Origin of the sequence: Streptococcus sp. HCA-5024 (genome assembly GCF_037890265.1) — a bacterium.
Taxonomy (GTDB): domain Bacteria; phylum Bacillota; class Bacilli; order Lactobacillales; family Streptococcaceae; genus Streptococcus; species Streptococcus lingualis.
This window is the reverse complement of sequence record NZ_JBBKBR010000001.1, coordinates 190,194-211,436: the sequence shown is the minus strand read 5'-3', so window position 1 is coordinate 211,436 and position 21,243 is coordinate 190,194. Positions and strand designations below refer to the sequence as shown.

Here is a 21,243-nt window from a genome sequence, read left to right as displayed (position 1 = left end):
GACAATCTATCCGAATCCTTTTTTGTTTCTTATTTTTTGGTCACAATACCGATAATGGTATCAACTGCGCGTTCCATGGTTTGGAGACTTACGTATTCAAAGCGACCATGCATGTTTTCGCCACCGGCAAAGATATTAGGTGTTGGAATCCCCATAAAGGAAATTTTAGAGCCATCTGTACCACCGCGGATCGGTTCAATGATTGGAGTGATTCCAAGATCTTCCATGACTTCCTTAGCAAGGGTGATTGGTGTCATATCTTTTTCAATCACTTGCTTCATGTTGTAATACTGATCTTTGAGGGTGAGGAGAACGCGTTCGCTACCGAGCTCCGCATTCATCTGATCGGCAATAGATTTCATAAGGTCTTTGCGTTTCTCAAAGCTTTCTGTTTCAAAGTCCCGAATGATATAGCTAGCACTTGCTTCCTCGACAGTTCCATCGATGTTCATCAAGTGGTAGAAGCCTTCATAGCCTTCGGTTAATTCTGGACGTGCTCCTTCAGGGAGTTTGTTATGGAAATCAATGGCCAATTGAAGAGCGTTGATCATTTGACCTTTGGCTGTACCTGGGTGGACATTGCGTCCTTTGAAGGTGATTTCAGCCCCAGCTGCTGAGAAAGTTTCGTATTGAAGCTCTCCGAGAGGACCACCATCAACAGTATAGGCAAAGTCTACATCAAAATCCTCTGCATCAAATTGATCTGCACCGACTCCGATTTCTTCATCTGGACCAAAGCCGACACGGATTTCTCCATGTTTGATTTCAGGATGAGCTGTCAGGTATTCAATAGCTGTCATGATTTCAGCGATACCTGACTTATCGTCTGCACCCAGAAGAGTAGTACCATCCGTTGTGATCAAGGTTTGTCCCTTGTAGTTGTTCAAATGAGCAAAATCAGCTGGATCGAGTGTGAAACCAGAGTCACCAAGGGTAATGACACCGCCATCATAATTCTCAACAATTTGTGGATTGACATTTTCGGCATTGAAGTCAGCGGTATCCATGTGAGAGATAAATCCAATCTTGCGAGTAAAGCTTGGATCGTTAGCTGGAAGTGTTCCAATAGCATAGCCGTTTGGCAAATAGTAGACGTTTTGAAGACCCACGCGTTTCATTTCAGGGATCAAGACGTTTGTTGCAAAATCAACTTGTGATTGGGTACTTGGAGTGGTTGTAGAATTTTCGTCTGAACGTGTGTTAACCTTTACATAGGTAATAAAACGGTCCAACAAATTTTGGTATTTCATGATCATTCTCCTTTTTCAGTTTCAATTAATTTGTGAATAGCATGGGCCACGCCATCCTCATCATTGGTCAGGGTGATGAAGTCTGCGATTTCCTTGACAGCAGCATTGCCATTTCCCATGGCGACACTGTAACCAGCAAAACGTAGCATTTCAAGGTCATTATTGGCATCTCCAAGAGCCATGACCTGGTCTCTTCTGTAACCTAATGTTTGACTTAATGCTTGAAGAGCAGAAGCCTTGCTCGCGCCTTTTGGCAAGATTTCAAACAAGATATCCTGTGAACGTACAGTGTTAAAATCGGCCTCTAATGCAGCCTCGTTCTGAGCTTGGAAGTCATCAATAGCAGAAGGATCTCCTACGTACATGGCTTGAAAAATAGGAACAAGGTTGGGCAGATCCTCTTCTGAGACAAGTGTCGGTTTACTATTAACAATACCCGCATCCATCGTGACAAGTTCACTGGCTTCAGGTGCAACCACTAGGTAGTGATCCATATCAAATAAGGTTAGCTGGACGTCTGTATCTTCCGTCAAAACTTGCAACCGGTGCATGTCCTCAAGGCTTAATTCTTCCTTACCAATGATTTCCCAATTCTGAGTAGACAAGGTTGTACACCCGTTATTGATAATCATATAGTAGTTACCATCAGGAAGTCCAATCTCTTCAAAGATAGGACGTACACCCGCTAAAGGGCGCCCAGTACAGATCACAATATCATAACCGGCTTCATGGGCTCGGTGGAGAGCTTCAATATTGCCTTTAGAGAGAGTCTTATCCTCATGCAAAAGAGTTCCGTCCAAGTCAATCGCAATTAATTTAATCATTTGATTTCCTCCAAATCAAGAGGAACAAAGCCATCAATCACTTTTCCAATCACCCCAGGTTCCTCATCTAGTGGAATGATTTGATCACTATATTTCTTATTGAGGGAAACCAGTCGAATACCGTTGGCCTCACGAAATACTCGTTTGATCAAGGTCTGCCCATCAAAATCAATGGCATAAATAGCCCCTGCCTGATCATAATAGGTTTGCTTGATTAACACAACGGCCCCTTTTACGTATTTAGGCTCGAGGGAATCCGTATGAATCCAAAAAGCCAAATCGTAAGGAATCTTTTGATCAAACCAAACGATATCAGCTTGCTTCTGATTTTGGTATGCTGCAAAAGAATCATAGACAGAATACGAGTGGTATTGCTTTTCAATTTTCTGTCTTTCTTTCTGATGGGTCAAGAGACTCTTTCCATAAGAGAGAAGATTTTCTTGATTTCCTTCATCGAGCTGTTTATACAATCGTTCAATTTCTGAATCAATGACCACAAAATCATTGCGTAATCGCGGGTCAATTTCAGCAACCGCTACCTGGAAAAAGGCTGCAATCTTCTCTAAATTTTCAGGAACGGGAAGAGAAGTTCCTTTTACATATCCAGTCAGGGTACTTGCAGGGATTCCAGTAATACGAGATAATTCGATCTGTTTTTTTCCTTGTTCTTTCAGTAATTCTCTGATTTTTTCCGATATAATCCGTAATGCCTCTTTGTCTTGAGGGCTTGCTTTTCCACGACCTCTAGCCAACGTACTCACCTCCTTGTATTTACCCTTACTATTATAATGAATTAAATCGAAAAAGTAAATAGAAATCCCTGAGAAATGCGAAAAAAGATGAATTTGATCTAAATCGGATTTTCATTTTAAATTTTATCAGATATTCCTTTACTTTTTGAGGAAAAAGGTCTAAGATTATACCAAAGAGTTCATGGAGGTGGAGCTATGATTCGTACTGTTCAAGTCAAAGATGCAGGTCAAATTAGAGATTTATGTCACCAAGCATTGGGGTATGATTCAACCCTTGAGAAAGTGGCAGCTCAGATCGATAAATTTAATTCGCCAGATTCGGATCATTTTTGCTTTGTTTATGAAGAGGACCAAACAGGAAATATTCTTGGTTATGTGGAGGCAGAAGTTTATGAAAGTCTCTATAGTGATGCTGGTCTAAATATTTTAGGACTTGCGGTTTTTCCATCTGCTCAAGGACGTGGGATCGGTCGCCGATTGATGGAGCGAGTTGAAGAACTTGCCAAAAGCAAGCATTATGCTTTTATCCGTTTAAATTCTGCCTCTCATCGAAAAGAAGCCCATCTCTTTTACGAACGAATAGGCTATGAGGGAAATAAAACGCAGAAGCGATTTTTGAAAATAATGAATTAAGATAGGCAAAGGCCTATCTTTTTTGTTATAATGAAGAGTACGATTAAATTTACTAGGAAGATGATTATGCCAAATTTTGAAGAATTAAAAAAACGACAAGAGAAGATTCGGAACTTCTCGATCATCGCCCATATTGACCATGGAAAGTCAACCTTGGCCGATCGAATTTTAGAAAAAACCGAAACCGTGTCTAGTCGGGAGATGCAAGCCCAACTCCTAGATAGCATGGACCTGGAACGGGAACGTGGGATTACCATTAAGCTGAATGCCATCGAGTTGAACTACACGGCTAAAGATGGGGAAACCTATATCTTCCACTTGATTGACACACCAGGACACGTGGACTTTACCTATGAGGTTTCGCGGTCGCTTGCTGCCTGTGAAGGTGCCATTCTCGTAGTAGATGCCGCTCAAGGGATTGAAGCTCAGACCCTAGCCAACGTTTACTTAGCGCTGGACAATGATTTGGAAATCCTGCCAGTTATCAATAAAATCGACTTGCCAGCTGCAGATCCAGAACGTGTGCGCACAGAAGTAGAAGATGTCATCGGTCTAGATGCTAGTGAAGCTGTCCTAGCTTCTGCCAAGGCTGGTATTGGGATTGAAGAAATTTTGGAGCAGATCGTTGAGAAAGTTCCAGCTCCGACTGGGGATGTAGAAGCTCCTCTTCAAGCCTTGATCTTTGACTCTGTTTATGATGCCTATCGTGGAGTAATCCTTCAGGTCCGAGTGGTCAATGGAATGGTCAAACCAGGCGATAAGATCCAGCTCATGAGCAATGGCAAGACCTTTGATGTTATCGAGGTTGGGATCTTTACTCCTAAAGCAGTTGGCCGTGATTTCCTGGCAACTGGAGACGTTGGCTATATTGCGGCCTCTATCAAGACCGTTGCGGACACCCGCGTCGGGGATACGGTGACCCTAGCGACCAATCCAGCAAGTGAGCCACTACATGGATACAAGCAAATGAACCCAATGGTCTTTGCCGGTCTTTACCCAATCGAATCTAACAAATACAATGATCTTCGTGAAGCCTTGGAAAAATTGCAATTGAATGACGCCAGTCTTCAATTTGAACCGGAAACTTCTCAGGCCCTTGGTTTTGGTTTCCGTTGTGGTTTCTTGGGGCTCCTTCATATGGACGTTATCCAGGAGCGTTTGGAGCGTGAGTTCAATATTGACTTGATTATGACGGCACCGTCTGTTATCTACAAGGTTAATTTGACAGATGGAGAAGCACTGGATGTCTCCAACCCTTCTGAGTTCCCAGATCCAACCAAGATCGCTTCGATCGAAGAACCGTATGTTAAAGCCCAAATCATGGTGCCACAAGAGTTTGTCGGGGCGGTTATGGAATTAGCCCAACGGAAACGCGGGGATTTTGTGACCATGGATTACATCGATGAAAATCGGGTAAATGTCATCTATCAAATCCCACTGGCGGAAATTGTCTTTGATTTCTTTGATAAATTGAAATCTTCTACTCGTGGCTATGCGAGCTTTGATTATGAGTTGTCTGAATACCGTCCTTCTAAATTGGTTAAAATGGATATCCTTCTCAATGGCGATACTGTCGATGCCCTCAGCTTTATCGTTCACAAGGATTTTGCCTATGAACGTGGTAAGTTAATCGTTGAGAAACTCAAGAAGATTATCCCTCGTCAACAGTTTGAAGTGCCTATCCAAGCAGCCATCGGTCATAAGATCGTGGCCCGTACAGATATCAAGGCCCTTCGTAAGAACGTCTTGGCCAAGTGTTATGGTGGGGACGTCTCACGGAAACGTAAGCTTCTTGAAAAACAAAAGGCTGGTAAGAAACGGATGAAGGCCATTGGATCTGTAGAAGTACCACAGGAAGCCTTCTTATCTGTCTTGTCAATGGATGAAGAATAACATTTAAAGTGCCTCAAAAGGGCACTTTTGTTTTATGTTCAAAAGAAATAGACTGAATTAGAAAGGTTGGATCAGATGTGACACTTATCCTATTTTAAAATACCCACTTTCATGGTAGACTAGAAGAAAGAAAACGTTCTCAAGGAGGTTGAGCATGAAACACAAATTATTGACCGCATCACTAACGATTCTTTCTACCTGCACACTCATGGCTTGTAGTCACACCACTCAAAAGGACACAGCAGCTTCTTCTACAAAAGAAAGTAGCAGTAAAGTCGAAAAGCAAACAAGCAGCTCTTCGTCAAAGGATACTTCTTCTACAAAGAAAACCACTTCCAGTCAAGAAACCAAGCGGATTGGAAATGCAGATTATGGTTACATCGATATTCCAAGTAAATGGATCAAGTTCACGGATATCGATGGGACAGAAGCTGTCCAATATACAGATGGCAGTGGCTATAATATTGTCACCTTGAACAGCTTTACGCGGGAAAAGGCCAAAGTTCCTGCGGATATCGAGTTTAATGCTGAATTTCTAGCCAAGAAACTGGCTGTAATGTGGCAAGATAACCAGGATGTTGGGAAGATGACGGGAGCGCGGACTAAAGTCGCAGGACTGGACGCCTACCAGCTTCAAATCATCATGAAATCCGGTCAATATTTGATTACTTGGATTTTTCAGAAGGGTGAAAAAGTTTATACCATTTCTTTTGAAGGGGATGCAGAAACCTTGAAAACCTTTATCCCATACATCGAAGACACTTGGAGTCTAGATGGAACAGGTGCTGTAACCGATTAATTAAGTGAGATAGATCGCAAGATCTATCTTTTTTCACAGTCTTTGTGGTATAATGCTTCTATTGTTTAGAAGAGGAAATAGAGGATGACACAGGAAATTGATATTGAAAAATACCATCAGTTAGCTCTCCAAAAGCAAAAGGAGCACCGCAAGGTATTGGCGAATCTCAAGAAGAAGCCACCTAAGAATTTAGATAAAATAGCGCAAGAAATCCACGATGAAGTTTTCCAAGAAATCGATTGTACGGCTTGTGCTAATTGCTGCAAAACCTTAGGGCCCGATTTTAAGGAAGCGGATATCACGCGGATCGCCAAATATTTCAAGATGAAGCTTCCTGCCTTTGAGGCAGAATTTCTTCAAGTTGACGAAGATGGGGACAAGGTTTTTAAATCCATGCCTTGCCCCTTTCTTGGTGGGGACAATCTCTGTTCCATTTATGATGTACGCCCAAAAGCTTGTCGGGAATTCCCTCACACCGATCGCAAGAAGATCTATCAGATCAACCATCTGACCATCAAAAATACGCTCACTTGCCCAGCTGCTTATTTATTTGTAGAAAAATTGAAAGATCGTTTGTAATGACATATAAATTTTTACTTTTTGATTTGGACCATACCTTGTTGGACTTTGAATCTGCTGAAGAAACAGCCTTGACGCAGATGTTAGAAGACATGAATTTTTCAGATGTAGAGGCCTTTAAAGATTACTACAAACCTATGAACCAAGGGCTCTGGAAGGATTTAGAACAAAAGAAGCTCACCAAACAAGAACTCGTGGATAGTCGGTTTGCGATTGGGTTTGCCCACTTTGGGATCACGGTTGATGGGGCCGAGATGGCTCTTCGCTACCAAGATTACATCAGTCTTCAAGGGAAGTCATTCCCAGGGGCGGAGGACTTACTGGCACGACTTGAAAAAGCAGGTTACCAGCTCTATGGTGCAACGAACGGAGTGACTGCCATTCAAGAAGGACGCTTAGCTCATTCTTCCATCGCGCCTTATTTTAAAGAGGTCTTTATCTCTGAACAGCTTCATACTCAGAAACCAGAACCTGCATTTTTTGACAAAGTAGGCCAACTGATTCAAGATTTTAGCAAGGAAGAGACCCTCATGATCGGTGATTCTTTGACAGCTGATATCGCAGGAGGGAATGCTGCGGGGATTGCTACCGTTTGGTATAATCCAGATCACAAGGAAAATACCAGCCAAGTAGTGCCAACTTATGAAGTTAGCACCTATCAAGAAATCGTCGATTTACTGCTTAATTAAAAAATTTTAAACACTGTCAAGTTTTTTTCTTGACAGGTTGATGAAATGTGTTATAATAGATCATGTGCTAAATAGCTTGTCTATTTCACCGAAAATTAAAATATAGAAAAGAGACTTATAAAAATGGCAGTTAAAATTCGTTTGACTCGTATGGGTTCTAAGAAAAAACCTTACTACCGTATCAACGTAGCAGATTCACGTTCACCACGTGATGGACGTTTCATCGAAACAGTTGGAACTTACAATCCACTTGTTGAAGAAAACCAAGTAACTTTGAAAGAAGACCGCGTTCTTGCATGGTTGGCTGATGGAGCTCAACCTTCAGATACAGTTCGCAACATCCTTTCAAAAGCTGGTGTGATGAAGAAATTCCACGATTCTAAATTCTCAAAATAATTTTTTAAGTAGGTTGATGTATGGATACGATTGAAAATCTCATTATTGCAATTGTGAAACCCTTGATTTCACAACCGGATGCTTTAACCATCAAGATCGAAGATACTCCTGAATTCTTGGAGTACCATCTTGACCTTGATCCTAGCGATGTTGGTCGTGTAATCGGTCGAAAAGGTCGCACCATTTCTGCGATAAGAACGATTGTCTACTCTGTCCCAACTGAAGATAAAAAAGTAAGAATCGTTATTGACGAAAAATAAAAGGCGGGACTTGGTCCCGTTTTTTGTTGGAAGGAGAAAGAATGAAAGAAGTGACCATTGGCCAATTACAAGCCTATTTACAAGAACATTACCAGAATACTCGGACAGAAGAAGGACTATTTATCAAGCTGGTTGAAGAGGTTGGGGAAGTAGCCGAGGTCTTAAATGGACGTTCTGGACGGAAAGCGGGTGTCCAGGATTCAAATGAGGAATTGGCTAAAGAACTGGCTGATATCATTCACTACACGGTTGCTATCGCGGCCATCAATGAGATTGACCTTACTAAAACTATCTTTGAAAAAGATAAAACAGCAGCCGTAAAATACCAGCACGAACGGGATTTGGAGCAGTTTTTAGCAGATAAGTCCATTTGAGAAAATCCCTTGAACGTGATAAAATAGAGTGAATAAACTACACTGGAGAAATCATGAATTACTTTAATGTCGGGAAAATTGTCAATACGCAAGGTCTGCAAGGAGAAATGCGGGTCTTGTCTGTGACAGACTTTGCGGAAGAGCGTTTTAAAAAAGGAGCAGAGTTGGCTCTCTTTGATGAGAAGGATCGTTTTGTCCAAACAGTGACCATTGCCAGTCACCGCAAGCACAAGAACTTCGATATCATCAAGTTTAAGGATATGTGCCATATCAATGCCATCGAAAAATTCAAGGGTTTTAGCCTCAAGGTTGCAGAAGAAGATTTGACGGATTTGGAAGATGGCGAGTTTTATTACCATGAGATTATCGGCCTTGATGTTTACGAAAATGACCAGCTAATCGGTCAGATTAAGGAAATCCTGCAACCAGGTGCCAATGATGTCTGGGTCGTGAAACGAAAAGGCAAACGAGATCTTCTCTTGCCTTATATCCCACCAGTCGTCTTGAATATTGATATCCCAGGAAACCGGGTGGATGTAGATATCTTAGAAGGGTTAGACGATGAAGATTGATATTTTAACCCTCTTTCCAGAGATGTTTTCACCCCTGGAGCACTCCATCGTCGGAAAGGCTCGTGAAAAGGGACTCCTCGAAATCAACTACCATAATTTCCGCGAAAATGCGGAGAAAGCGCGCCATGTGGACGATGAACCCTATGGGGGCGGGCAAGGCATGCTTCTACGAGCGCAGCCGATCTTTGATGCCTTTGATGCCATTGAGAAAAAGAATCCGCGCGTGATCCTGCTGGACCCTGCTGGTCGGACCTTTGATCAATCTTATGCTGAAGAGTTGGCTCAGGAAGAAGAATTGATCTTTATCTGTGGTCACTATGAGGGCTACGATGAGCGGATCAAGACCTTGGTGACAGATGAGATTTCTCTTGGAGATTATGTTTTGACAGGTGGCGAGCTAGCGGCCATGACTATGATTGATGCGACGGTGCGCTTGATTCCGGAGGTGATTGGAAAAGAGTCCAGTCACCAGGATGACAGTTTCTCCTCTGGTCTTCTAGAATATCCTCAATACACACGGCCATATGAATACAGAGGAATGACGGTTCCCGATGTCCTCATGAGTGGTCACCATGAAAATATCCGTCAATGGCGCCTCTATCAGAGTTTGAAAAAAACCTTAGAACGTCGTCCAGACTTGCTAGAAAACTATGAGTTGACAGCAGAAGAAGAGAAAATGTTGGAACAAATTAAACAAGAAGACTAACAGCGTCAGCTGTTTTTCTTTTGCTCCAAAATATTATGAAAAAAACTTTTTAAACCTACTAGTTATTGGTAACAAAATGTGGTATGCTAAGGGGTAGAGAAACTTCAAGAAAATTGTTAAGTTTTGGGGGTGAGTTTAATGGGAAAGAAATTAGGAAAATCGGTTTTCACGACAGGGATTGCTGCAACAACAGTCCTATCTGGTATGTTTCATCACAAAGCAAATGCCGAAGAGGTCAAGCAAAATGAAAATCCAGAAACCAACAGCACGGAAGTAGTTGAAAAACCAATTACGGTTGATGAGTTGAAGCAAATTACAGCTCAAAAAGGCCAAGTGGTGAAAGATGTCCATTACCAAGAGCAAAAGGTGATCGATGCTCAAACGGAAGTCAAGGCTGCTGGACAAGAACTGGAAGAAAAGAAAGCAGATGTAACGGATGCGGAAAACCTGATCGCAACGACTTCAAATTCACAAGTTCAGAATGCAGAAAATGACGTCAAGGTGGCGCAAGCCTATGTGACCATCGAAGAAAATAAGGTTCGAGAGGCGGAAGCTGCACATGATCAAGTTGTAGAGGCTGTTCGTCAACAGGAAAATCAGGTTACAGCTCAGGAATCTTTGGTCGATGTAGCACAAAATGAATTGAACCAAGCCAAAGCACCGATTTCTAATGATGAGAATGTGCTCAACCAGGCTTTGTTGGAGCAAAGTCAAGTCGAGCAAAGTATCCGAGAATCTCAGAATCATCTTGCAACCTTGCAAGCGAGTCAGCAAACTGGCTCAGATACAGTGGCTCAAATTGAGAGCGACATTCAACTGGCTCAAACACGTCTGACAGATTTGAAAGCAGTCATCGCAACAAAGGAAGCAGAATTGGCAGCCTTAGAACAAGCAGCGGCCAATAGCCCAGTTCAGTTAAGTCAAGCAACCTATGAAGGTTACTTGCAACACTTAGCTGACAATGGCAATGAAGCTGCAGCGAGTGCTTTAGCCCTCTACAAGCGTGGTCGGGAAGAAGATAGCTTGACGGTTGGAGAGTCTGGATCTTTGCAAGCCAACCTCCGAGCTCTTGAAATTGCTGATGCTATCAACGCTTATCGTCGCAATGCCGGCCTGCCTGAATTGGAGCTGGATCCCTATTCCCTTCCAGCCAGTCAAGTACAGTTGGAATACTTCAAAAAAGCCAACTGGCATATGTTTAAGTATTTGCCAAACGAAAACATTGCTTATGGCTTCTCACCTGCTGGTGCGGTTGACTTTTGGTACAATGAAAAAGCGGCTTATCAGGAAGTAGCGGCTCAATATGGTCTACCAACAGACGAAACACAAATCGATGCCAATGACATTTATATGAAAATTGGGGCTGAGGCCTTTGCTAAGGTTGGTCACTACCTCCAAATGGTAGACAACAAAGCGACAGCTTTATCAGTCGCTTATGACCCTAGCAATGCCATGTCAGAAGCAGCTTTCTTACACAGCCCGGTCAATTCAGCAGTGTCAACCAGTGCACTCGCTTACCAATTGCGTCAGGGAGCTGGCGCAACGACGACAAGATCAGATGTGAAAGCAAAATCTGATGAAGTTGCTAATCTCAAGTTAGACAAGGCCAATCAAGAGTCTCAAATCATTATCTTGCAAGGCAAATTAGAAGACGCCCGCCATGCTAATTCAAATGCGGCAGTAGAGATGGCCAATGTCCAAAAGACCATCCAAAATTACAAGATTCTTCTTGTGAGCAAGGACCATGCGGTTGAAAAGGCGAAGGCGACTCTGGATGTATCTCGAGGTCGGATTGAAGCAGCCATCCAACCAAAAGAAGCAGCCCTTCAAAAAGCGAAAGATTTGTTAGCGGCTGCGCGTGAGAAATTAGATCTATTAAAAGCAGAAGAAGCAGAAAAAGCCCAAGTCGTTCAAGAAGCGCATGAGGGCTTGAAGGCAGCTCAAGAGCGCCTGGTTGCAGCTGAAAAACGTCTTTCTGACTTTAAAAATGCACCAGAATTATTGGTCAAAGCCCAATCCGTTTTATCAGCTGCGGTGGCTAATTTAGAGAATAAAAAAGAAAAATTGGAAGCAGAATTTACAACCCTTCAATCTTATCAAAGTGTTGTGGAGCTGTTGAATTCCCAATATGAAGATCTAGCCTCACGGATGGATCCAGCTATTTTAGAAGCAGCAGATATGCCAATGGATATCCGCTCAAGCAATCCAACAACTTTCTCGGATAGACCAACGGTTCTTCCAACAACTACCAATAGTCCACAAGTGCAAGCACCAACAGCTACTCCGGCGCCAAAACAAGAAGCTAAAGTAGAAGAAATCAAACCGAAAAAAGAAAACAGCCAAGCTGTGGCTGGATCTGATTCCTCCAAATATGCAGTAGCAACAACAGGTGTTGCCGTTGGGTTACTTGCTGGATTGTTTGGTTTCAAGAAAAAGAAACAATCTTCAAAAAATGATTAAGACATACCGAAGATAGAGTGGATGCTTAGACACTTTATTGCTTAAACTCTTCAAAGAAGATATATGAGGGTGGGAAAAGAACTCTTTTAACAAAATGAGTTCTTTCCTGCTCTTTTTTTGTACACTTTTAGAATTTTTGAAAGAAAATGATAGAAATTGATAAAAAGTGTTGACATTTTTTGGAGATGGAGTATAATAGTCCTTGTAATCGATTGCAAAAGGAGGAGAAATGCTTAAGTCTGAACGAAAACAATTCATCCTCGAGAAGGTACTGAAGGAAAAATTTGTTTCCTTAGAAACCCTTGTACAAGAGCTAGGGACGTCTGAATCAACGGTTCGACGTGACTTGGATGAATTAGAAGCTGAAAGTAAACTTCGCCGGGTTCACGGTGGTGCGGAAAGCCTGCATTTTCTTCAAGAGGAAGAAAGCAATAAAGAAAAATCTATCAAAAACATTCAAGTTAAGTCAAAGATCGCTGTAAAAGCAGCGGAATTGATCAAAGATCATGATGTGATCTTTATCGATGCCGGGACGACCAATGAACTTTTGGTACAAGAAATTGTCAATCCAACAGTAACCGTGGTGACCAACTCGATTCACCATGCGACCAAGTTGGTCGAGCGAAATGTTCCGACGGTCATCATCGGTGGGAAGGTAAAATCTTCTACAGATGCTAGTATCGGAGGGATCGCGCTCAATCAAATCGGTCAGTTGAATTTTGACAAGGCTTTTCTTGGAATGAATGGAATCGATGATGAATTTTACAGCACTCCAGACCTGGAAGAAGGATCTGTCAAGCGTGCGATTATCGAAAATGCGAAAAAAACCTATATCCTAGCGGATGATTCGAAAATTGGGGTGACATCCTTTGTCAAAGTGGCTCCTATTAAGCGAGCCATGATTATCACCAATCAAAGTGAACCGCAACGATTAAAGGTTTTAAAAGAAAAAACGGAGGTTATAGAGGTTTGATTTATACAGTAACACTGAATCCAGCAATTGACTATATTGTCCGTCTCGATCATGTAGAGACTGGAGCGGTCAATCGGATGGCTTCGGAAGATAAATTCGCCGGTGGTAAGGGAATCAATGTCAGTCGTGTCTTGAAGCGGCTCGATATTGAGAACACAGCGACTGGATTTATCGGTGGTTTCACAGGACGCTTCATCGAAGACGTACTGACTAGCGAAGCCATTTCAACCAACTTTGTGACAGTGGATCAGGATACCCGGATCAATGTCAAGATCAAAGCTGATCAAGAAACAGAGATCAACGGGAACGGTCCAGAAGTGACAGAAGCGCAGTTGCAAGAATTACTCAGCATCCTATCAAGCTTAACAGCAGATGATGTGGTAGTCTTTGCAGGATCTGCCCCATCTTCACTTGGAAATGCCATTTACAAACAATTGATCGCAGCAACTCGTGCGACAGGAGCGCAAGTCGTTTGCGACTTTGAAGGGCAAACCTTGATTGATTCCTTGGAGTTCAATCCCCAATTGGTCAAACCAAACAACCATGAATTGGGAGATATCTTTGGCGTTACCTTGACGGAATTGCCAGAAATTGAACGCTATGCCAAAGAAATTTTGGCCAAGGGTGCACAAAACGTCATTATTTCCATGGCGGGTGATGGTGCTCTTCTGGTCAGTCCAAGCGGCACTTACTTCGCAAAACCAATCAAAGGGGAAGTGAAGAATTCTGTTGGAGCTGGAGATTCCATGGTAGCAGGCTTCACTGGGAAGCTCGCAACGACGGGAGATGTTATTGAAGCCTTCAAATGGGGAGTGGCTTGTGGAACAGCGACCACTTTCTCAGATGATTTGGCAACAGCTGATTATATAAAAGAAACTTATGAAAAAGTAGAGGTAGAAAAACTATGAAAATTCAAGACGTTTTAAATAAAAACGTGATGTTGTTTGACCTTCAAGCAACAGATAAAGAGGGCGTGATCAATGAGATGATTCAATCGCTCGTTGATAATGGTGTGGTGACAGATTTTGACACCTTCAAGGCTGGAATCATGAACCGTGAAGCACAAACTTCAACTGGTTTGGGTGACGGAATTGCTATGCCCCACAGCAAAAATGAAGCAGTCAAAGAAGCAACGGTCTTGTTTGCAAAATCAAACAAGGGTGTGGACTATGCTTCGCTTGATGGCCAACCAACAGACTTGTTTTTCATGATCGCAGCTCCAGAAGGGGCAAATGACACTCACTTGGCAGCCCTTGCTGAATTGTCTAAGTACTTGATGAAACCAGGATTTGCAGACAAACTTCGCCAAGCAAGCACTCCTGATCAAGTGATCGCAGCCTTTGATGCAGAAGAGCAAGAAGCTGCCGCTGAAGAAGCGAAAAAAGCAGAAGCAGTCAAAGAAGCAGCTTCGTCTGACAAACCTCTCATCGTTGCCGTTACAGCATGTACAACAGGTATCGCCCACACTTACATGGCAGAAGAAGCCCTCATCAAAAAAGGGGAAGAAATGGGTGTTACAGTCCGCGTTGAAACCAACGGGGCATCTGGTGTCGGCAACCGCTTGACAGCTGAAGAAATTGCCAAAGCTGAAGGGGTTATCATTGCAGCAGATAAAGCAGTTGAAACCGCTCGTTTCGATGGCAAAAGATTGATCTCTAAACCAGTCGCAGCTGGTATTCGTCAAACAGAAGAATTGATCCAAACCATCTTGGATGGCAAAGCAGATGTCTTCCACGCTGAAAATGCTGCACAAGCTAGCGCTAGCCAAGAAAAATTGAGCTTGGGTGGAGCTTTCTACAAACACTTGATGAGTGGGGTTTCTCAAATGCTTCCATTCGTTATCGGTGGTGGTATCTTGATCGCCCTTGCCTTCTTGATTGACCAAGTTATGGGTGTACCTCAAGATCAATTGTCTAGTCTTGGTTCTTATCATGTATTAGCAGCACAATTTAAAACAATTGGTGGAGTAGCCTTTGGCTTCATGCTTCCTGTACTTGCAGGTTACATTGGATTCTCCATCGCTGAAAAACCTGGTTTTGTAGCTGGGTTTATCGCTGGATCTATTGCTAGCTCAGGGTCAGCATTTGGAAATATCGCCTACGGTGCTGCTAAAGGTGAATTACCAGCAGCCGTATCATCAGGTTTCCTTGGAGCTTTGGTAGGTGGTTTCCTTGCAGGTGGAGTTGTTCTCTTACTTCGCAAAGCCCTTGCAGGTCTTCCACGTTCACTCGATGGTATCCGCTCTATCCTTCTCTTGCCATTGCTTGGTGTTGGTTTGACAGGATTCTTGATGTTCCTCATCAATATTCCAATGGCTGCTATCAATACTGGTCTTAACAACTTCCTTTCAAGCTTGTCAGGTAGCTCAGCTGTCCTTCTTGGACTTCTCGTCGGCGGTATGATGGCTGTCGATATGGGTGGACCAGTTAACAAAGCCGCTTATGTCTTCGCTACAGGTACACTTGCTGAATCTGTTGCTTCAGGTGGTTCTATAGTTATGGCAGCTGTTATGGCAGCTGGTATGGTTCCTCCATTGGCAGTATTCGTAGCAACTGTATTGTTTAAAGATAAATTCACACAAGAAGAACGCGATTCAGGTTTGACAAACATCGTTATGGGTCTTTCCTTCATCACAGAAGGTGCCATTCCATTCGGTGCAGCTGACCCAGCTCGTGCCATCCCTAGCTTCATTGCTGGTTCAGCATTGACAGGTGCCCTTGTTGGTCTTGCAGGATTGAAACTAATGGCTCCTCACGGAGGAATCTTCGTTATCGCCCTTACATCAAATCCACTTCTTTACATCTTGTTCGTATTGATCGGTGCAGTTGTAAGTGGTATCTTGTTCGGATTGCTTCGCAAACCTAAAAACTAAATATGATTAAAAGGTTGGGAAACCCTGGCCTTTTCTTCTTGTACAAGTGAAAAAATCACCTCCTTCGGCGTTGGTATCTTGAGCTGAATTATGATATAATAAGCCTATCGCATATTTTTAGGAGAATAAAAATGGATATTCAACGTGAAAAAGAATTTGTCAGCCAATACCACTATGATGCTCGTAATTTTGAGTGGGAAAAAGAAAATGGCATCCCTGAAACAAAAGTAGATGTAAACTTTCAATTAATCAATCGTGATCAAGAACAAAACACAACTTCTTTGATTGTCATCTTGAGCTACATGATCGTTTTTGACGGTTTTGTGATCAGTGGAACCATCACTCAAATCAACCACTTGTTTGGTCGTTATGTCAATGAACCAAGTGAATTCAGCAAAGACGAAGTGGAAGAATTGGCTCGCCCTTGCTTGAATATGCTCAACCGTTTGACTTATGAAGTCACAGAAATTGCCCTCGATTTACCGGGTATTAATTTGGAGTTTTAATCAATGAAATTAGCAGTGATCACGGATTCGTCTGCCTATTTACCGCAAGACGTGCTCCATCACGACGACTTATTTATTTTAGAGATCCCGATCTATATAGATGGGGAGTCTTATGTTGAAGGGAAGAACCTGACACATGATGAGTTCTACCAAAAGATGGCGGCGTCTAAGGAATTGCCAAAGACTAGCCAGCCGAGTGTTGCAGAGTTAGAAGAAGTCTTATCTGGTTTGACAGCTAAGGGCTATACGCATGCTATCGGTCTTTTCTTGTCATCTGGTATTTCTGGTTTCTACCAAAATATCCAATATTTGAAGGACGAATTTGAAGGCTTGACCGTCGAATTTCCGGACTCAAAAATCACCAGTGCTCCTCTAGGGATGATGGTAGAAGACTGCTTGAAATGGGCTGGTGAAGGCCGTTCCTTCGACGAGATTGTTGCCAATGTCCAACACCAGATTGATGGAACCTCTGCCTATATCATGGTGGATGATTTGAACCACTTGGTTAAAGGTGGTCGTCTGTCAAATGGGGCTGCCATTCTTGGGAACCTCTTGAGCATCAAGCCTATTCTTCATTTTAATGATGAAGGCGTGATTGAGGTCTTTGAGAAAGTCCGGACGGAAAAGAAAGCCATGAAACGCTTGGTAGAGATTGTTGTATCTGATATCGCAGATGGTCATTACCAAGTCTTTGTCATCCATGCCAATGTCCCTGAAAAAGCAGAAGCACTTCGCCAACTGCTCATTGAAGAAGGAGTGGAAGGTGACATTCCTTTTGCTACCTTTGGAGGAGTTATTGGGACGCACTTAGGTGACCATAGCTTAGCAGTTGGGTATATCCCCATCGTTTAAGGAGAATTCTATGTCAATTAAAGTCATTATCGCAGGTTTCAAGGGAAAAATGGGACAAGCAGCCTACAAGATGGTGTCTGAAGATCCTGAGTTAGAATTAGCTGGCTTGATCGATCCATTTACTGATGAGACAGAGGTTGCAGGAGTCCCTGTCTTTAACCGCAAAGAAGATCTTGTGGGTCTAGAGGCAGATGTTTGGGTAGATTTTACCATGCCCAAGGTCGCTTACGAAAATACTCGCTTTGCAATTGAGAATGGCTTTGCGCCTGTTGTGGGAACGACTGGATTCACTCCTGAGCAGATCCAAGAATTGACAGACCTTTCACGTGAAAAGGGCCTGGGTGGCTTGATCGCGCCGAACTTTGCCATCGGAGCCGTGCTCTTGATGCAATTTGCAGCGCAAGCAGCCAAGTATTTCCCGAATGTGGAAATCATCGAATTGCACCACGATAAGAAAAAAGATGCACCGAGTGGAACAGCGATTAAGACCGCTGAGTTGATCTCTGAGAAGCGCGAGAAGATCCAGCAAGGTGCAGCAGATGAAGAAGAGTTGATGCCTGGAGCAAGAGGTGCAGAGTTTGAAGGGATGCGCATCCATTCGGTTCGATTGCCTGGCCTAGTCGCTCACCAAGAGGTGATTTTTGGTAGCCAAGGCGAAGGGTTGACTCTCCGTCATGATTCCTATGATCGTGTTTCCTTCATGACAGGAGTAAATCTAGGAATTAAAGAAGTTGTCAAGCGTCATGAGCTTGTCTATGGTTTGGAACACTTACTATGAGATTAGAAAAGATGCCTTCTGAGTTTCAGGAGGCTTTACCAATATTAGAGAAGATTAAAGCAGCTGGTTTTGAGGCCTATTTTGTCGGGGGATCTGTCCGTGATGCCCTCTTGGATCGTCCCATTCACGATGTCGATATCGCTTCCTCCTCATACCCAGAAGAGACCAAGGCGATTTTTGATCGCACAGTAGATGTCGGTATCGAACATGGGACCGTCTTGGTCCTTGAAAATGGGCAAGAATATGAAATTACGACCTTCCGGACGGAGGATGTCTATGTCGATTATCGCCGTCCAAGCTCCGTGTCTTTTGTACGCTCACTAGAAGAAGACCTCAAGCGTCGTGATTTTACGGTGAATGCCTTTGCCTTAAATGAAAAAGGAGAAATTGTTGATCTCTTTCATGGACTAGAAGATTTAGAAAACAAGGTTCTTCGGGCGGTTGGCCTTCCAAACGAACGGTTTAACGAAGATGCGCTCCGGATCATGCGAGGCTTTCGTTTTCAGGCCAGTCTTGGCTTTGAATTAGAAGAGGCAACCTTTGATGCCATGAAGGAGTGTGCTCCATTACTTGAAAAGATTTCAGTAGAGCGCACCTTCATCGAGTTTGATAAGCTCTTACTTTCCCCATACTGGAGACAGGGATTGGAAGCCATGCTGGCCAGTGGAGCCTATCACTATCTGCCAGAGATGAAGGATCGTAAAGAAGTGATCGAGCGGTTGTTTGATATAGAGCTAGAATATACCTTTTCAACTTCTGAGCAAGCCTGGGCTGCTTTGGTCTTAGCATTAGAGATTCAAGATATTCCAAAATTCTTTAAGAAATGGAAGACCTCTAGAGACTTTGCCAAGACGGTGGAGCAGATCGTGGAGATTCTAAAACTTCGAGAAAATGGAAGTCTAGACCAGCGTGCCTGCTACAAGTATGAGAAGCGTTTGTTGCTACTAGCTGAAGAGCTCCGTGAAGCGTATGCCTTGAGTGTGGATTATTTGGCCATTGAGCGCGTTTATGATAGCTTGACCATTCATGATAAGCATGAAGTGGTGGTCAATGGCGGTATGCTGATCAAGGAATATGGCTTCCAACCGGGTCCAGCCTTAGGGGAGATGTTGACAAAGATTGAATATGCCATTGTCGATGGGGAGCTGGCTAATGAGAAAGAGGCCATCATCGCCTATATCCAGCAAGTAAAAGAGGAGGAATAATGAGCGATTTTATTGTCGATAAATTAACCAAATCGGTCGGAGATAAGACTGTCTTTCGTGAGATTTCCTTTATCATTCACGACTTGGATCGGATCGGACTGATCGGAGTCAATGGAACTGGCAAGACCACTCTGTTAGATGTGTTGTCAGGTCGCTCTGGCTTTGATGGAGATGTGAGTCCTTTTTCTGCAAAGAGTGATTATACGATTGGCTACTTGACTCAGGAGCCAGACTTTGATGATCAAAAGACGGTTCTGGATACGGTGCTATCTAGTGATTTGCGCGAAATGCAGCTGATTCGTGATTATGAATACTTGATGGCGGATTACCGAGAAGAGAATCAAGCCCGTCTTGAAAAGGTCATGGCGGAGATGGATTCGCTCAATGCTTGGGAAATCGAGAGTCAGGTCAAGACAGTCCTTTCCAAACTTGGGATTGAAGATTTGAATGCCAAAGTTGGGGATCTATCTGGGGGCTTGCGTCGTCGGGTGCAACTGGCCCAAGTTTTGCTGTCTCATCACGACCTGCTCTTACTAGATGAGCCGACCAACCACCTGGACATTGATACCATCGAATGGTTGACCAATTTCTTAAAGAACTCTAAGAAAACCGTGCTCTTCATTACTCACGATCGCTATTTCTTGGATAATATCTCGACGCGGATCTTTGAGTTGGATCGAGGTGGCTTGATCGAGTATCAGGGCAACTACCAGGATTATGTCCGCTTAAAGGCTGAGCAAGACGAGCGTGATGCAGCCCTTCTTCATAAGAAGCAGCAACTCTATAAGCAGGAGTTAACCTGGATGCGGCGTCAACCACAGGCGCGTGCGACCAAGCAACAGGCGCGGATCAATCGATTCCATGATCTCAAACAAGACTTGTCTGGTCAAAGCAGCCAGACAGATTTGGAGATGAACTTTGAGACCAGCCGAATCGGAAAGAAAGTCATCGAGTTTAAAGATGTGAGTTTTGCTTTTGAAAACAAACCAATTTTACAGGACTTTAACCTCTTAGTCCAAAACAAGGACCGCATCGGGATCGTCGGAGATAATGGCGTCGGAAAATCGACTCTACTCAATTTGATCGCTGAGCGACTCCAGCCACAGTCTGGGCAAGTCATTATCGGGGGAACTGTGCGGGTGGCTTATTTCTCTCAACAGATTGATGGGTTGGATGAGAGCAAGCGCGTGATTAATTTCCTCCAGGAAGTTGCTGAGGAAGTGAAGACGACCGTTGGGACAACTTCGATAGCAGATCTCTTAGAGCAATTTCTCTTCCCGCGTTCCATGCACGGAACCTTAATCGAAAAACTCTCCGGTGGGGAGAAGAAACGCCTCTTTCTCTTAAAACTCTTGATTGAAAAACCCAATGTGCTTCTCCTCGATGAGCCAACCAATGATTTGGATATCGCAACCTTGACGGTTTTGGAAAACTTTCTTCAAAACTTTGGAGGTCCCGTCATTACCGTTAGCCACGACCGCTATTTCCTAGACAAGGTTGCAAGCAAGATCCTGGCTTTTGAAAATGGGGGCATTCGTGAGTTCTTTGGCAATTATACGGATTACCTGGATGAGAAAGCCTTTGAAGCTGCTCAAGTAACGGCTAGTCACAAGGTTGAAAAAGAGAAACCTGTCAAGCCAAAAGAAGAGAAGAAGCGCATGAGCTACATGGAAAAGCAAGAGTGGGCGAGCATTGAAGCAGATATCGAAGCGATTGAAAATCGGATCGCAGAGATTGAAGTGGAGATGAATGAAAACGGCTCTGACTTTGGCAAATTGTCAGCTCTTCAAAAGGAATTGGATCAGGAAAATGAGCGATTGCTTGAGAAATACGATCGCTATGAATACCTGAGCGAATTAGATGAATAAGG

The 21,243-nt window shown here is 43.3% G+C and carries 22 protein-coding genes; 19 read left to right on the top strand and 3 right to left on the bottom strand.

Going from position 1 to position 21,243, the window contains the following annotated elements; all coding sequences use genetic code 11:
- Window positions 1–29 precede the first annotated feature (29 nt).
- From pepT to WKT08_RS01130, 3 genes are read right to left on the bottom strand one after another with little or no spacing between them, the layout of a single operon-like run.
- Complete coding sequence (pepT, locus tag WKT08_RS01140) at window positions 30–1,250, bottom strand: peptidase T (RefSeq protein ID WP_070466036.1); 1,221 nt, start codon at window positions 1,248–1,250, stop codon at window positions 30–32.
- A gap of 2 nt (window positions 1,251–1,252) precedes the next feature.
- Window positions 1,253–2,074, bottom strand: a complete 822-nt coding sequence (locus WKT08_RS01135) for a Cof-type HAD-IIB family hydrolase (protein ID WP_024056087.1) — start codon at window positions 2,072–2,074, stop codon at window positions 1,253–1,255.
- A complete protein-coding gene (locus WKT08_RS01130) occupies window positions 2,071–2,826 on the bottom strand; it encodes a LexA family transcriptional regulator (RefSeq protein WP_049517721.1) in 756 nt (251 codons plus the stop codon). The genes WKT08_RS01135 and WKT08_RS01130 overlap by 4 nt, the downstream gene beginning before the upstream one ends.
- Before the next feature lie 195 nt (window positions 2,827–3,021).
- On the opposite strand from WKT08_RS01130, the gene WKT08_RS01125 reads away from it, so the two are divergent.
- The 19 genes from WKT08_RS01125 (at window position 3,022) to WKT08_RS01035 (ending at window position 21,241) form a co-directional block, all read left to right on the top strand.
- Entirely contained in the window at window positions 3,022–3,459 is a 438-nt protein-coding gene (locus tag WKT08_RS01125) for a GNAT family N-acetyltransferase (protein WP_340279573.1), read from the top strand.
- A gap of 66 nt (window positions 3,460–3,525) precedes the next feature.
- On the top strand, window positions 3,526–5,352 hold the full coding sequence (gene lepA, locus WKT08_RS01120) for a translation elongation factor 4 (RefSeq protein WP_340279572.1): 1,827 nt from the start codon (window positions 3,526–3,528) through the stop codon (window positions 5,350–5,352).
- A gap of 154 nt (window positions 5,353–5,506) precedes the next feature.
- On the top strand, window positions 5,507–6,151 hold the full coding sequence (locus tag WKT08_RS01115) for a hypothetical protein (RefSeq protein ID WP_340279571.1): 645 nt from the start codon (window positions 5,507–5,509) through the stop codon (window positions 6,149–6,151).
- 84 nt (window positions 6,152–6,235) lie between these two features.
- The gene (locus WKT08_RS01110; protein ID WP_003001664.1) at window positions 6,236–6,730 is read left to right on the top strand and encodes a YkgJ family cysteine cluster protein; all 495 of its coding nucleotides are present in this window, start codon (window positions 6,236–6,238) and stop codon (window positions 6,728–6,730) included.
- A complete protein-coding gene (locus WKT08_RS01105) occupies window positions 6,730–7,419 on the top strand; it encodes a YjjG family noncanonical pyrimidine nucleotidase (protein ID WP_340279570.1) in 690 nt (229 codons plus the stop codon). The genes WKT08_RS01110 and WKT08_RS01105 overlap by 1 nt, the downstream gene beginning before the upstream one ends.
- A gap of 123 nt (window positions 7,420–7,542) precedes the next feature.
- Window positions 7,543–7,815 carry a 30S ribosomal protein S16 gene (gene rpsP / locus WKT08_RS01100; RefSeq protein WP_003007475.1) on the top strand — a complete coding sequence of 91 codons (273 nt, stop codon included), beginning with the start codon at window positions 7,543–7,545 and terminating at the stop codon, window positions 7,813–7,815.
- Window positions 7,816–7,835: 20 nt separating this feature from the next.
- Window positions 7,836–8,075: an RNA-binding protein KphA gene (kphA, locus tag WKT08_RS01095; RefSeq protein WP_003001620.1), complete on the top strand. Its 240-nt coding sequence runs from the start codon at window positions 7,836–7,838 to the stop codon at window positions 8,073–8,075.
- A 41-nt stretch (window positions 8,076–8,116) separates the two neighbouring features.
- Window positions 8,117–8,449 (top strand): MazG nucleotide pyrophosphohydrolase domain-containing protein, encoded by a 333-nt coding sequence (locus WKT08_RS01090; RefSeq protein ID WP_031573060.1) that lies wholly within the window; start codon window positions 8,117–8,119, stop codon window positions 8,447–8,449.
- A 53-nt stretch (window positions 8,450–8,502) separates the two neighbouring features.
- Complete coding sequence (gene rimM / locus WKT08_RS01085; RefSeq protein ID WP_031573063.1) at window positions 8,503–9,021, top strand: ribosome maturation factor RimM; 519 nt, start codon at window positions 8,503–8,505, stop codon at window positions 9,019–9,021.
- Window positions 9,011–9,727 (top strand): tRNA (guanosine(37)-N1)-methyltransferase TrmD, encoded by a 717-nt coding sequence (gene trmD, locus WKT08_RS01080; protein ID WP_049472535.1) that lies wholly within the window; start codon window positions 9,011–9,013, stop codon window positions 9,725–9,727. Before rimM ends, trmD begins: the two co-directional genes overlap by 11 nt.
- Before the next feature lie 138 nt (window positions 9,728–9,865).
- Complete coding sequence (locus WKT08_RS01075; RefSeq protein WP_340279568.1) at window positions 9,866–12,187, top strand: CAP domain-containing protein; 2,322 nt, start codon at window positions 9,866–9,868, stop codon at window positions 12,185–12,187.
- A 229-nt stretch (window positions 12,188–12,416) separates the two neighbouring features.
- On the top strand, window positions 12,417–13,160 hold the full coding sequence (locus tag WKT08_RS01070) for a DeoR/GlpR family DNA-binding transcription regulator (protein WP_031573070.1): 744 nt from the start codon (window positions 12,417–12,419) through the stop codon (window positions 13,158–13,160).
- A complete protein-coding gene (gene pfkB, locus WKT08_RS01065) occupies window positions 13,157–14,068 on the top strand; it encodes a 1-phosphofructokinase (RefSeq protein WP_150906168.1) in 912 nt (303 codons plus the stop codon). Before WKT08_RS01070 ends, pfkB begins: the two co-directional genes overlap by 4 nt.
- Window positions 14,065–16,032 carry a PTS fructose transporter subunit IIABC gene (locus tag WKT08_RS01060; RefSeq protein ID WP_340279567.1) on the top strand — a complete coding sequence of 656 codons (1,968 nt, stop codon included), beginning with the start codon at window positions 14,065–14,067 and terminating at the stop codon, window positions 16,030–16,032. The genes pfkB and WKT08_RS01060 overlap by 4 nt, the downstream gene beginning before the upstream one ends.
- A gap of 131 nt (window positions 16,033–16,163) precedes the next feature.
- Window positions 16,164–16,538 carry a DUF1149 family protein gene (locus WKT08_RS01055; protein WP_003001888.1) on the top strand — a complete coding sequence of 125 codons (375 nt, stop codon included), beginning with the start codon at window positions 16,164–16,166 and terminating at the stop codon, window positions 16,536–16,538.
- 3 nt (window positions 16,539–16,541) lie between these two features.
- On the top strand, window positions 16,542–17,390 hold the full coding sequence (locus WKT08_RS01050; protein WP_003007460.1) for a DegV family protein: 849 nt from the start codon (window positions 16,542–16,544) through the stop codon (window positions 17,388–17,390).
- 10 nt (window positions 17,391–17,400) lie between these two features.
- Window positions 17,401–18,168 (top strand): 4-hydroxy-tetrahydrodipicolinate reductase, encoded by a 768-nt coding sequence (gene dapB / locus WKT08_RS01045; RefSeq protein WP_003007457.1) that lies wholly within the window; start codon window positions 17,401–17,403, stop codon window positions 18,166–18,168.
- Window positions 18,165–19,373 carry a CCA tRNA nucleotidyltransferase gene (locus tag WKT08_RS01040; RefSeq protein ID WP_340279566.1) on the top strand — a complete coding sequence of 403 codons (1,209 nt, stop codon included), beginning with the start codon at window positions 18,165–18,167 and terminating at the stop codon, window positions 19,371–19,373. Before dapB ends, WKT08_RS01040 begins: the two co-directional genes overlap by 4 nt.
- The gene (locus WKT08_RS01035; RefSeq protein ID WP_340279565.1) at window positions 19,373–21,241 is read left to right on the top strand and encodes an ABC-F family ATP-binding cassette domain-containing protein; all 1,869 of its coding nucleotides are present in this window, start codon (window positions 19,373–19,375) and stop codon (window positions 21,239–21,241) included. The genes WKT08_RS01040 and WKT08_RS01035 overlap by 1 nt, the downstream gene beginning before the upstream one ends.
- Window positions 21,242–21,243: the final 2 nt, after the last annotated feature.

Coding starts and splice junctions, on each gene's coding strand:
- pepT (WP_070466036.1), bottom strand. CDS start 1,250: ATGAAATACCAAAATTTGTTGGACCGTTTTATTACCTATGTAAAGGTT.
- WKT08_RS01135 (WP_024056087.1), bottom strand. CDS start 2,074: ATGATTAAATTAATTGCGATTGACTTGGACGGAACTCTTTTGCATGAG.
- WKT08_RS01125 (WP_340279573.1), top strand. CDS start 3,022: ATGATTCGTACTGTTCAAGTCAAAGATGCAGGTCAAATTAGAGATTTA.
- lepA (WP_340279572.1), top strand. CDS start 3,526: ATGCCAAATTTTGAAGAATTAAAAAAACGACAAGAGAAGATTCGGAAC.
- WKT08_RS01115 (WP_340279571.1), top strand. CDS start 5,507: ATGAAACACAAATTATTGACCGCATCACTAACGATTCTTTCTACCTGC.
- WKT08_RS01110 (WP_003001664.1), top strand. CDS start 6,236: ATGACACAGGAAATTGATATTGAAAAATACCATCAGTTAGCTCTCCAA.
- WKT08_RS01105 (WP_340279570.1), top strand. CDS start 6,730: ATGACATATAAATTTTTACTTTTTGATTTGGACCATACCTTGTTGGAC.
- rpsP (WP_003007475.1), top strand. CDS start 7,543: ATGGCAGTTAAAATTCGTTTGACTCGTATGGGTTCTAAGAAAAAACCT.
- kphA (WP_003001620.1), top strand. CDS start 7,836: ATGGATACGATTGAAAATCTCATTATTGCAATTGTGAAACCCTTGATT.
- WKT08_RS01090 (WP_031573060.1), top strand. CDS start 8,117: ATGAAAGAAGTGACCATTGGCCAATTACAAGCCTATTTACAAGAACAT.
- rimM (WP_031573063.1), top strand. CDS start 8,503: ATGAATTACTTTAATGTCGGGAAAATTGTCAATACGCAAGGTCTGCAA.
- trmD (WP_049472535.1), top strand. CDS start 9,011: ATGAAGATTGATATTTTAACCCTCTTTCCAGAGATGTTTTCACCCCTG.
- WKT08_RS01075 (WP_340279568.1), top strand. CDS start 9,866: ATGGGAAAGAAATTAGGAAAATCGGTTTTCACGACAGGGATTGCTGCA.
- WKT08_RS01070 (WP_031573070.1), top strand. CDS start 12,417: ATGCTTAAGTCTGAACGAAAACAATTCATCCTCGAGAAGGTACTGAAG.
- WKT08_RS01060 (WP_340279567.1), top strand. CDS start 14,065: ATGAAAATTCAAGACGTTTTAAATAAAAACGTGATGTTGTTTGACCTT.
- WKT08_RS01055 (WP_003001888.1), top strand. CDS start 16,164: ATGGATATTCAACGTGAAAAAGAATTTGTCAGCCAATACCACTATGAT.
- WKT08_RS01050 (WP_003007460.1), top strand. CDS start 16,542: ATGAAATTAGCAGTGATCACGGATTCGTCTGCCTATTTACCGCAAGAC.
- dapB (WP_003007457.1), top strand. CDS start 17,401: ATGTCAATTAAAGTCATTATCGCAGGTTTCAAGGGAAAAATGGGACAA.
- WKT08_RS01040 (WP_340279566.1), top strand. CDS start 18,165: ATGAGATTAGAAAAGATGCCTTCTGAGTTTCAGGAGGCTTTACCAATA.
- WKT08_RS01035 (WP_340279565.1), top strand. CDS start 19,373: ATGAGCGATTTTATTGTCGATAAATTAACCAAATCGGTCGGAGATAAG.